Here is an 11,917-nt window from a genome sequence, read left to right as displayed (position 1 = left end):
CGGGCAAAATGATAAAATATGAAAAGATAGAAATAAAGGGGCCAACTAACTTGTTTAAACATTTCATAAATAATAAAAAAAAAATGCTAACGATTTATTTCCTCTTTACTTTAGTTCCAGCTATTACCATTAGTCATATCCTCTCTCTGAAAAAAACTCAAGAATATGAACTTGAGTATATGAGCCAAGCACAAGCTCTTGCTAATTTTCATGGTTATGATATTGAAAGATTTATTGGGGAAACCATTAGCCGTTTGGATATGCTTGCCACATTAATAAATATAAACCCTAATGATTTAAATAATGTAGAGGAAATTCTAACTCGAACACAAGAAAAAGACATACGCTTCTCTGGCTTTTATTGGGCAACACCAGACGGAGATCTTATAATTGGTACTAATAATTTAAACGGTCCAGTCAATGTGTCTGATCGTGAATACTTTCAACAAGCGGTAAGAAATGGGCAATATTCGATTTCGCCAGCACACATCGGAAGAGTGACTGGTCGGTTTGTGAATACCATTGCTGCACCTGTTTTTAATAATGAAGAAATAAGCGGGGTATTATTAGGTAGTATACGAATTGATAAAATTGAAAAATCTGTCCTAGGAAAAATAAATGATGAATTGATTCACGTAACAGATGACTTGGGACAAACAATTATCCAATCAGACGCATTACTGTCTAATCAAAATTACTATAGTCATACGATTGAGCTTGATATCGTCCCTTGGAAAATAACCGCATATATTATGCCAGAAGAAAATTTTGTTTACCTTAGCGCTTTTCTTAAACATTTAGGGATATCTCTTATTATTACTAATATTTTTTATTTATTTCTCCGCTATTCCCTACTTAAACGAAGAATCAAATTGGAGAAAAAAGAAAATGAAATGCAAAAAATAGAATTGGTCGAGAATCTGGCAGCTAGCACAGCACACGAAATTAGAAATCCTTTGACTGGCATTAAAGGGCTTGTTCAGCTATTAAGTGAAAAACACAAAGATGAAAAAGATCAACTCTACTTCAAAATCATTCAAGAAGAAGTTAATCGTATTAATTCAATCGTTAGTGAATTATTGCTTTTGGGAAAACCAACTGCACACACTCTAAAAACATATGATGCTAATGAAATTATTAAAGAAATTGAGCCAATCATCAGATCAGAGTCCAATTATAAAAGCGTTGATCTCTATATTGACTATACGAATTACGACTTGCCTATATTATGTGTGAAAGACCATCTTAAACAAGTAATGTTGAATTTAATTAAAAACTCATTAGAAGCTGTTGATACTAGTGGAAAAGTTGTAGTTCGACTAGAGAAAAACGAAACCTACTGCCTCATCCAAGTAGTTGACAATGGATGTGGAATGACAACAGAAGTATTAGATCAAGTTTTTGATCCCTTTTTCACGATGAAAGATAATGGCACTGGATTAGGTTTAGTTGTTTGTCGACGAATTATTCGTTCATATGGAGGAGAAATCCACATTAATAGTCATCCTAATGAAGGAACGAAAGTCGAATTACAAATTCCCCTTGTTAAAAATGATTAATCCGGAGTAAATACTCCGGATTAATTTTTATGCTCTTCGGTAAACCCAACTATTCAAATAAAAGAATACTGTCGGCAGACCGCCAAAACGAATAAATCTTTTAGCTAGCCGCTTTATTTCTTTTTGCGCTTGTACTTTTTCATCTGCTAAATAGATTGCTATAAGACCTTTATTAATTAATCGATGAAACTTCCAATTAGGCAAATTTCTAATACTTTCCTCTGCTTTTTGTTTTACATGTTTCATTCGCTCTACCATCCGATCTTCATTCTCATAGTAAAAAATGAAATTTAGATCCTCCTCTATTCGGTCTTCTTCTTGATCAATAAAATAATCTAAAAGAATGTGCAATCCCTGAACCCAAGGAAAGTAGCCTTCTTTTATTAATTTGACTTGCTCCTCATCCATCAATCCGTTGGAAGCATAAGCAGCAAAACAAAAAATTCCAAGGGTTGAACCAGCACAGGCGGAAAATTCATACCATGTCATATCGGGTAAATCATATTTATTACGTTCATACCAGCTTTGTAAGAGGTTGACGCGTTGATCTTTTTCTACATGTTTGTAAACTTGTAAATCACAATAATATTGAGCTAACTTCTTCATAGCCTCTTGTACACTTATAAAACCAGAAAGGCTTTCGAGAACACTTTGACAAGTTTGGACAAGTTCAGTTAAATATCCCCCATCATTTTGATCACTTCTATAACGATAATAGTTGATCGGCATTGCCCCAGGAGTGAGAGCGTGAAACATTGATTCGTGCAGAGCTCGAAAATCTTCCTCGTCTAGAGAGGTACTTCGATCACAAAGATTATCTAAATAATCACTAATTGTCTGGTAAGCGACAATAAATTGAATGATTTTCTTGCTGTCTTCTCCTGCCAGTAAACCATAAACTGCTCCACCCTCACAATGAAAAGCTTTATCTTTAATACTAGATAACGCTTGTTCTCTCAGCTCTTTATTCGGAATCTCATTGGCTTTGTTTTTCCAATATTCTAAATAAAAATGTGCATTTGGCAAAGCATTTCTATAAATACGATACATGAGTGTCCACGGTGTAGTTGGTACCTTCAAAACATAACCCCCATTTTTTTATTTAAGGGTAGTATCTCCTCTATTCCAATATTTTACTTACTTAATTAATCATCCCATTTTTTTACTATAAATAAGACTCTGCTTGGGATATAAAACCAACCAGAGTCTATCGTGGTGTATTAAGATGTGACAAGAATATATATGAGTAATGAAACTCAAAATAAATTTATATATTTAAAGTAAATCTCCTATAATACCATTACTATTGTGTTGAATCTTACATTGGCAAAAGTAATACAAAAGAAACAAGAGAAGTAAGTAAGGAAGCAGTCAAATTAATTTTTGAGAACCTCTATCCAGCTTACAGAGATGGTTCAAATATTTCAGCAAGAGCAAACATGCAGAAAGCGTCCTACCTAGCTGGTATAGCTTTCACTCGCGCATATGTTGGATATGTCCATGCTATTGCTCATCAATTAAGTGGGTTTTATTCACTTCCCCATGGACTTGCAAATGCTATTATTCTTCCCTATGTACTAGAATACTATGGAAAGAGTGTGCATAAACCGTTGGCTGAATTAGCAGATTACCTTCAACTTTGTAAGCAAGAAGACTCTATGGAGCAAAAGGCCAATCATTTAATTTATGCTATTAAGGAACTTAATAGAAAAATGGAGATACCGGATAAAGTTTCTTGCATCAATGAAACTGACCTTAAAATAAATGGCCGAAAGAGCATTAAAAGAAGCGAACCCACTTTATCCGGTTCCGAAAATTTTAGAAGAGAAGGATATACTTCATATTTATCAATTAATAAAACAATGATTTAAGGGAACTAGTGTTTATATAAATCCTCAACATACTTTCCATGTTCTGGAACAGCTAACTGATCAAATTCATTTACTAATTTCGTTAAACTGTTAGAAAGTAGCTCCCCTGTCATTGGCAAGCCGTGCCCAGTGATTGCAGCAGATGGCTTTAACTTTTCAAGCTTCTGAACAGATATTCTTGCAGATTCCCAGTCTGGTGTAAAATATTTTGGCGGACCACTAATTTGCTGCTCCTGAGTTAAAACAGAATAAAGAGATTCTTGCTTAACTGTCACAAACGCATCTCCAGCAATCAGCAACCTATCTTCATCTCTAAATAAAGAAATGTGACCTGGTGTATGACCTGGGGTATGAATCCAACGGAATCCTGGCATATGTGGAATTGAACCATCAATTGGTAACTTCTCTACATGATTAGCTAAGTTTATTGGTTCATTCGGAAACATTTGCGATAGTTTGGCTATGATTCCTCCTTCTACTGTTGGATCTGGTTCAGGGTAGCTTTTCTTTCCTTGCAAGAAAGGCAGTTCTAATTCATGCGCATATACTGGAATGTTCCAGCGCTTCACTAACTCAAGAATAGCTCCTACATGATCAAAATGACCATGTGTCAAAATAATCGCTTCCGGCTGCTTTTCTGAGCCGAATCGTTCTTCTATTGCTTTGATGATCTCTTCTGCCGATCCAGGCATGCCGGCATCTACTAAAACAAACTGATCTGAATTTCCAACTAAGCAGATATTAACAATGTGAACATTATAACAATATACATCAGGTAAGACTTCTAGCCCCACTCCACTTGTAGCAGATGTAGTGGGAATGATTTTATAATCTTTTCCATAAGACATTTCTTGTTTATCCATCATGCAATGCCTCTTTTCTTTTAGAATGCAATATAAGCAATACTACTATTTGTAATTACATGATCGATTATTCAGTAGTTGTAGGACATATTGATACAACGCAAAAAAAGGCAGGAATAATTCCCGCCTTTTTTATTATGCATGAAAGTTTGTACCGTCTGTTGTTGCTTTAATAATACCTACTCGAACAACGAAATCACCGAAATGTTCTCCTTCTTCTCGTTCTTTCGCATAACGAGATAGTAGGACGCTTAGTTCATTCAAGATTACTTCTTCTCCAATGTTTTCACGATACATTTTACTTAAACGACTGCCATCAAATGCTGCTCCTAGATACATGTTATATTTACCCGGTGCTTTCCCGATAAAGCCAATCTCTCCAAGTGTTGGACGAGCACAGCTGTTAGGACAGCCCGTCATTCTAATCGTAATTTCCTTATCCTTTAAACCATTTTCGTCAATAATTTCATCAATTTTATCAATTAAAGTCGGTAAATAACGTTCTGCTTCTGCCATCGCTAAACCACATGTAGGTAGCGAAACACAGGCAAGTGAGCTTCTGCGAATAGCAGAGTATTGTTTGCCGTCCGTTAAGCCAAATTTCTCGATTAGCTGACTAATTTGTTTCTTTTTCTGGCTTGTTACATTTGCAATAACTAAATTTTGATTAGCTGTTAATCGAAAATCACCTGTATGAATTTTGGCAATCTCTCTTAAGCCAGTCATTAATTTATAATCATCTAAATCTGTAATGCGACCACCCTGCACAAATAATGTGAAATGCCATCTTCCTTTTACGCCTTTTTCCCAACCGTAGCGATCTCCATTATGATCAAAGTGAAATGGTTTAGCCTCTTCCAATTTCCAACCTAGACGTTCTTCTAACTCTTTCGTAACTGTCTCAAGCCCTAATCGATCAACCGTGTACTTAAAGCGTGCGTTTTTACGTTCCGATCGATTCCCATAATCTCGTTGGATCATAATGATTTTTTCAGCTACATCATAAATTTGTTCCGGTTTACAGAAACCAATCACTTTCCCTAGTTGCGGATACGTAGCTGTATCACCATGTGACATTCCCATTCCTCCGCCAATCGTTACATTGAATCCAACTAATTTATTGTCTTCAACAATTGCGATATAACCAAGATCTTGAGAGAAAATATCAACATCGTTGGAAGGAGGAACAGCGACTCCAATCTTAAATTTTCTTGGTAAGTAAAGTGGACCATACATCGGTTCGGTTTCTTCTACTTCTGGAGTACCAGCCACTTTTTCTTCATCTAACCAAAGTTCATGATAGGCTCTTGTACGAGGTAACAGATCATCACTTAACTTTTTTGACCATTCAAATACTTCGCTGTGTATCTCAGATTGGTATGGATTCGGATTGCACATGACGTTACGATTGACATCACCGCAAGCAGCTATCGTATCAAGCATGGAAGCATGAATTTCTTGTATTGTCTTTTTCATGTTCCATTTTAAAATTCCATGCATCTGAAACGCTTGACGAGTCGTTAATTTCAACGTTCCATTCCCATATTTCTGGGCTAACTCGTCCATTATAAGCCATTGTTCTGGCGTTGAAACTCCTCCCGGGGTACGAACACGTAACATAAATTGATAAGCAGGCTCAAGCTTTTGTTTTTGTCGCTCATTACGAAGGTCGCGGTCATCTTGTAAATAACTTCCGTGAAATTTCATTAAGCGATTATCGTCATCGGAAATACCTGAGCTAATTTGGTCTAACATTGTCTCAGCAAGAGTTCCGCGCAAATAGTTACTTTCTCTCTTTATGCGCTCTACATCACTAGGTGTTCCTTCTGGCGCTTTTAATAATTGTTTTGCCATTTTTCAAGCTCCTTTCACTGAAAACTCAATATACGTCACGTTGGTAACGTTTTTCTTGTTGCATTGTTGCAATATATTCTTCAGCCTTTTCCTGACTCATTCCACCCTCAGTTTTAATAATTTCAATTAATGTATTATGAACATCATGAGCCATGTGTTTTTCATCACCACAGATGTATACAACCGCTCCCTCTTCAAGCCAGCTAAACAGCTCTTTACTTTGTTCAAGCATTTTATGTTGGACATATACTTTTTTATCTGTATCACGTGAAAAGGCAACATCCATTTTTGTCAGAACGCCATCCTTAAGCCATCTTTGCCATTCAGTTTGGTAAAGAAAATCTGTCACAAAATGTTGATCACCAAAGAATAGCCAAGACTTTCCTTCAGCACCTAATTCCTCGCGTTCCTGGATAAAAGATCGGAATGGAGCAATACCTGTGCCAGGCCCCACCATGATAATAGGAGTCTCATTATTTTCTGGTAACTTAAAGTTTTGATTACTTTGAATAAAGACCGGCAGCGTGTCACCAGGCTCAAGACGTTCGGAACAAAGAATCGAACAAACCCCGTTACGGTCACGACCGTGAGTTTGATAACGAACAGCACCTATCGTTAAGTGAACTTCATCAGGATTAGATGTTAGACTACTTGCAATTGAATAAAGTCGAGGTGGCATTTTTCGTAGAACTGAAACAAACTCTTGCGCAGTTTGCCCCCATCCTCCATAATCACGTATTAGATCAAGTAAATCACGGCCCTTGAGATATTCCTTTAAATCAGATTCGACTAACTCTTTAAGCTTTTTATTTTCAGAGAGATTCACAATATTTTCAAGGAGCGGTTTTGTTAATACGGTAATTTCAAAATGATTTATAAGAGCTTGCCTAAGAGAAACCTCATCTCCTTGTTTGTTAATGACTACCTTCTCATCTTCATTCCACTTCAATTCATTTAGGATTTCTTCAACGAGTTTTGGATCATTTTCCGGATATACACCAAGACTATCTCCTGGTTTATATACCAAACCTGAACCTTCTAGAGATAATTCAAGGTGTCGAGTTTCCTTATTGGATCCACGTCCGTTCAAATTAATATTTTCTAATACTTCTGCCCTGAACGGGTTAGTTCTTGAATAGGATGATTCAGTTGTTTCAACTGATGGAGCATCGCCTGTTGAAACAGTAGTGCCTCCAACTGTATTTAATCCATTTACGACACCCTCAAGCCAATCAGCTGCAGGTTCTTCAAAATCCAAGTCACAATCAACACGGTCTTGTACTCTTATTCCACCTAGCTCCTCTAATCGACTATCAAACTCTTTCCCTGTCTGACAGAAAAATTCGTAGGAACTGTCTCCTAGCGCTAATACAGAAAAACGAAGGTCATCCAGTTTTGGAGCTCTTCTACCGTGTAAAAATTCATGAAAAGAAAGCGCATTATCTGGTGGTTCACCTTCTCCATGAGTACTTACTACAATAAGTAGATTTTTTACTTTCTTCAAATTATTCGGTTTAAAATCGCTCATTGACGAAACAGTGACTTGAAAATCTAAGCCTTTAAATTTCTCACCAGCATTTTCCGCTAGCTTTTGTGCATTCCCTGTCTGTGACCCGTAAAGAATTGTTATTTCTTTAGGAATAGTTGCTACAGGTGTTTCTGTTTCTGTTTTCACATCTGCAACCGTTGTAGTGGTAGCAGCACCCACTTGTTGAGTTGCAGCAAGATAACCAGTAAGCCAGATTTTTTGTGATTCTGATAAAGTTGGCAAAAGTTTATTAAGTAGCTCAACTTGTTCTTGATTATATGGACTATTTGTTACTTGAAGTTGCACCAATTCCACCTCACATAAATAAGTATTCATTTTAGCATTCATCTTAAAAAGACTACATTCAACAAAATTTGCTATTATAATGTTAAATTAATCGTATCTCCATTATTCCTATTAGTCAAATTGGTTTTATTTATTTCTATCATTTATAAAACTAATTAAACATCCCCAGTTCACAAATGAGTTTAGCGATCAGATGTCCTTCTAGCTTCTTCTTCATGAATTAGATAATGAAATAAACGAACCTGTTAGAAAAAATGAAAACACGTCGATTCTTCATCCGACGTGCTCCATCTAAATTAACTAGTTACTAAGGCTTTCATTAACGTTTGAAAGTATCATCTCTGGAAGTCCGTTAATCTTGTGAAAAACTCTGTTAAAAAACTATAGAACAGTTTTTCAGTTGGCAATAACTGTCGTTCAGTTGGAATAATAATACCGACTGTTCGTTGAATTAATGGATCAATAACAGGAATTTTAACCGTAGCGTGTGGCACATTTTCAATTAAAGTAATCTCAGGAATCAGAGTAATGCCTAATCCTGCTGATACTAATCCTTTCAAAGCATCAATATCATCTCCTTCGAAAGCTACTTTAGGTTGAAAACCGAATTCTGCGCAAGCGTTGACGATTAAATCTCTTAATACAAAACCATTTGGAAGTAAGACGAACGGCTCTTCTTGTAATTCATTCAACTTTAAAACTGGTTTATTCGCGAGTGGATGGTTAAATGGCAAAAGTGCAACAACATTTTCCGTGAATAATATTTTGCTCTTCACTTTCTTTTCTTGCCTCGGGACAGGTCCTATCATAGCCATATTAAACTCACCATTGATAACCCCACCTATTAAGTCATTGTAAGTTGCTTGTTTTAATTGGAACTTTGCATGAGGATATTTCTGTCTAAATGCTACAATTGATGTAGGTAACGTATATGCTGCCATACTAATTGGATATGCAATACGAATCGTCCCTTGCTCTGGGTCTAAATACTCCTCTACCTCTAATCTTGCAATATCAATAACATTCATCGCTTGATTCATGCGTTCTAAGAACATTTTTCCAATTGGTGTTAATCGTACTCTTCGCCCCTCTCTTATAAATAAATCAACACCTAATTCATTTTCTAAATTGAAGATTTGTCGACTAACAGCTGATTGAGCAACATGCAGTGCCTCAGCGGCTTCTGTTACATGTTCTCTTTTAGCTACTTCCATAAAATATTTAATTTGTCTTAATTCCAATCAGTTCACTTCTCCTTATTAATCTCATTTCGGCATTAATCATATCTATTTTTCATATTGTTTAGATTATTTATAAATAATAAAATACACCATAACAAGAAATCTAACAATGCTTAAAAAAGCATGCTGTGTTATTAACTTTGACTTGGGGGAAATTAAACATGCCTACACTAGAGAAAATTCAACCTGAACTACAATTCGCACAAAATTATGTGAATGAAGTATTTGAAATAGTAAAAAAGCGCAACGCAAATGAAAATGAGTTTCTTCAGGCAGTGAAAGAAGTATTTGATTCTTTAGTTCCTGTCCTAGCAAAAGATCCTATCTATATAAAACATAATATATTAGAAAGAATCGTTGAACCAGAGAGAATCATTAGCTTCCGTGTTCCATGGGTTGATGATAACGGCACAGTACAAGTGAACCGTGGCTTCCGTGTTCAGTTTAACAGTGCTATCGGTCCTTATAAAGGTGGTATTCGTTTTCACCCTTCTGTAAATGCAAGTATTGTTAAGTTTTTAGGATTTGAACAAATCTTTAAGAACTCCTTAACAGGTCAACCGATCGGAGGAGGAAAAGGTGGTTCTGACTTTGATCCAAAAGGGAAATCTGACGGAGAAATTATGCGATTTACTCAAAGCTTCATGACAGAACTTAGTAAATACATCGGACCGGATACGGATGTTCCTGCAGGTGACATTGGAGTTGGAGCTAAAGAAATTGGCTATATGTTTGGTCAATATAAAAAAATCCGTGGTAGCTTTCAAGCTGGCGTATTAACAGGCAAGGGCCTTTCATATGGAGGAAGTTTAGCACGTAAAGAAGCTACAGGGTATGGAACGGTATATTTTGTAGAAGAAATGCTAAAGGAAACAAACTTAAGTTTTAACGGAAGAACGGTAGTTGTCTCTGGTTCTGGAAATGTTTCTATTTATGCCATTGAAAAAGCACAACAATTAGGCGCTAAAGTTATAGCATGTAGTGATTCAAGCGGCTATATTTATGACGAGAACGGTATTAATCTAGAAACAGTAAAACGTCTAAAAGAAGTTGAAAAGAAAAGAATTAATGAATATGTGAATGAGCATCCACATGCAAAATACGTTGAAGGCTGCACAGGTATTTGGTCTCTTCCATGTGACATTGCGTTGCCTTGTGCAACACAAAATGAGATTGATGAGGTCTCTGCAAAAATGCTTGTGGCAAATGGCGTCAAAGCTGTTGGTGAAGGAGCAAACATGCCGTCTACATTAGAGGCAATTGAAGTTTTCCATGCTAACAATGTTCTCTTCGGTCCTGCTAAAGCAGTAAATGCAGGTGGAGTAGCTGTTTCTGCATTAGAGATGGCGCAAAACAGCATGAGACTATCATGGAGCTTTGAAGAAGTAGATGCAAAACTCCAAGAGATCATGAAAGATATTTATTTAAACAGCAAAACTGCAGCAGCTGATTATGAATTAGATGGGAATTTAGTAGCTGGAGCAAATATTGCAGGCTTTAAGAAAGTGGCAGATGCCATGATTGACCAAGGTGTAATTTAATAATTAAATGATCTGATGAACCATGAATGGCTTTTATTAAAGAGCTATTCATGGTTCTTTTTCATTGCTGATAACCAATTTGTATGTCTCCCCTCTCTTTCTCATGTCTATTCAAATTATTTCTCATTTATCGTTTAGAAAGTTTTTATTAGGAAATGGTGATAATAATCAATTTACACGGAAAGAAGGAGAAGTGCTTTGGAGGTTTGGACGGGATCAGAAGATTTACCAATTTACGGTTTTATTATAAGAGCGGCTATCATATATGTTTATATCTTTCTAGTAGTTAAAATACTCGGTCAACGTTCCATGGTTGCCTTTCACCCAATTGATTTTATTTTTGCGGTTATCATCGGAGATATAGTCGGCGAACCACTATCGAGTGGAAATATAGCATTAGGCGGCCCACTTGTTGCCGCTTCATTTATTGCAGGATTGCATTTGCTGCTCTCATATTTAGCTCTTAAGAACACAAAAGTAAGACAAATTGTCGAAGCTGAACCAATTATAATTATTAAGAAGGGACATATTTTAGTAGAGGAATTACGGAAAGCAAAAATAACAGTGGAATCATTAATGATGGATCTTCGCCTTAACCAAGCAAGTGATTTAACAGAAATTGATTATGCAATCTTAGAACCCAATGGTCAAATTAGTGTAATAAAAAAATCAGAATACAATTCCTTATCCCCTAACGATTTGGGGAAGAATCCTGATGAGAAAGGCATTCCTACAGTTCTCATTTTAGAAGGGAATCTGCATACCAAAAATTTAAAATCATTGGGCCTTACTCAGGAATGGCTTTTAAAACAAGTATATCAGCACGGTTATCATGATGTAAAAGATGTTTTTTTAATGACAATTGATGAAACATGTACAAGAATCTTTATTAGCGGTGAATTTGAAGGAAAGATTGTCTAGTTTTCATAAAAGCCTAACTATCCCTTGCATAAATTTACAATACGTTAGTTAATGAGTATGTATATTACTATTAATCGGGTTTATCCTACTATTTTTCTCCTCTTGACTAAATTGAGTAATAATTACGTTCAATAAAAGAAAAAATACGATAATTAATAATATCCATTTTGCTTTTTGCATAATATCACCTACCTCTTATCATCTTTTTACAGGAGGAAATGATAGAGGTTGTC

9 protein-coding genes are annotated in these 11,917 nt (G+C 35.9%); 4 read left to right on the top strand and 5 right to left on the bottom strand.

Annotation, left to right across the window (positions count from 1 at the left end; translation table 11 throughout):
* Nucleotides 1-50 precede the first annotated feature (50 nt).
* On the top strand, nucleotides 51-1,559 hold the full coding sequence (locus tag BkAM31D_RS11285; RefSeq protein ID WP_066149141.1) for an ATP-binding protein: 1,509 nt from the start codon (nucleotides 51-53) through the stop codon (nucleotides 1,557-1,559).
* 27 nt (nucleotides 1,560-1,586) lie between these two features.
* Here the strand turns inward: BkAM31D_RS11285 and BkAM31D_RS11280 are convergent, their stop codons facing one another.
* Complete coding sequence (locus BkAM31D_RS11280) at nucleotides 1,587-2,639, bottom strand: tetraprenyl-beta-curcumene synthase family protein (RefSeq protein ID WP_066149138.1); 1,053 nt, start codon at nucleotides 2,637-2,639, stop codon at nucleotides 1,587-1,589.
* 242 nt (nucleotides 2,640-2,881) lie between these two features.
* Here BkAM31D_RS11280 and BkAM31D_RS11275 point away from each other — a divergent pair, with 242 nt between their 5' ends.
* On the top strand, nucleotides 2,882-3,430 hold the full coding sequence (locus BkAM31D_RS11275) for a dehydroquinate synthase/iron-containing alcohol dehydrogenase family protein (RefSeq protein ID WP_235820286.1): 549 nt from the start codon (nucleotides 2,882-2,884) through the stop codon (nucleotides 3,428-3,430).
* A 5-nt stretch (nucleotides 3,431-3,435) separates the two neighbouring features.
* Here the strand turns inward: BkAM31D_RS11275 and BkAM31D_RS11270 are convergent, their stop codons facing one another.
* From BkAM31D_RS11270 to gltC, 4 genes are all read right to left on the bottom strand, one after another.
* The gene (locus BkAM31D_RS11270; RefSeq protein ID WP_066151032.1) at nucleotides 3,436-4,293 is read right to left on the bottom strand and encodes an MBL fold metallo-hydrolase; all 858 of its coding nucleotides are present in this window, start codon (nucleotides 4,291-4,293) and stop codon (nucleotides 3,436-3,438) included.
* A gap of 135 nt (nucleotides 4,294-4,428) precedes the next feature.
* On the bottom strand, nucleotides 4,429-6,147 hold the full coding sequence (gene cysI / locus BkAM31D_RS11265; RefSeq protein WP_066149134.1) for an assimilatory sulfite reductase (NADPH) hemoprotein subunit: 1,719 nt from the start codon (nucleotides 6,145-6,147) through the stop codon (nucleotides 4,429-4,431).
* A gap of 25 nt (nucleotides 6,148-6,172) precedes the next feature.
* Nucleotides 6,173-7,981, bottom strand: coding sequence for an assimilatory sulfite reductase (NADPH) flavoprotein subunit (locus BkAM31D_RS11260; protein WP_066149132.1), 1,809 nt, complete (start codon nucleotides 7,979-7,981; stop codon nucleotides 6,173-6,175).
* A 335-nt stretch (nucleotides 7,982-8,316) separates the two neighbouring features.
* A complete protein-coding gene (gene gltC, locus BkAM31D_RS11255) occupies nucleotides 8,317-9,222 on the bottom strand; it encodes a glutamate biosynthesis transcriptional regulator GltC (RefSeq protein WP_066149130.1) in 906 nt (301 codons plus the stop codon).
* Between the two features lie 161 nt (nucleotides 9,223-9,383).
* Here gltC and gdhA point away from each other — a divergent pair, with 161 nt between their 5' ends.
* Both gdhA and BkAM31D_RS11245 read left to right on the top strand, forming a co-directional pair.
* Nucleotides 9,384-10,763 carry an NADP-specific glutamate dehydrogenase gene (gene gdhA / locus BkAM31D_RS11250; RefSeq protein ID WP_066149127.1) on the top strand — a complete coding sequence of 460 codons (1,380 nt, stop codon included), beginning with the start codon at nucleotides 9,384-9,386 and terminating at the stop codon, nucleotides 10,761-10,763.
* Between the two features lie 198 nt (nucleotides 10,764-10,961).
* Nucleotides 10,962-11,684: a YetF domain-containing protein gene (locus tag BkAM31D_RS11245; RefSeq protein WP_066149125.1), complete on the top strand. Its 723-nt coding sequence runs from the start codon at nucleotides 10,962-10,964 to the stop codon at nucleotides 11,682-11,684.
* Nucleotides 11,685-11,917: the final 233 nt, after the last annotated feature.

The sequence above is a fragment of the Halalkalibacter krulwichiae genome (assembly GCF_002109385.1).
GTDB lineage: Bacteria > Bacillota > Bacilli > Bacillales > Bacillaceae_D > Halalkalibacter > Halalkalibacter krulwichiae.
This window is presented reverse-complemented; position numbering and strand designations above follow the sequence as displayed.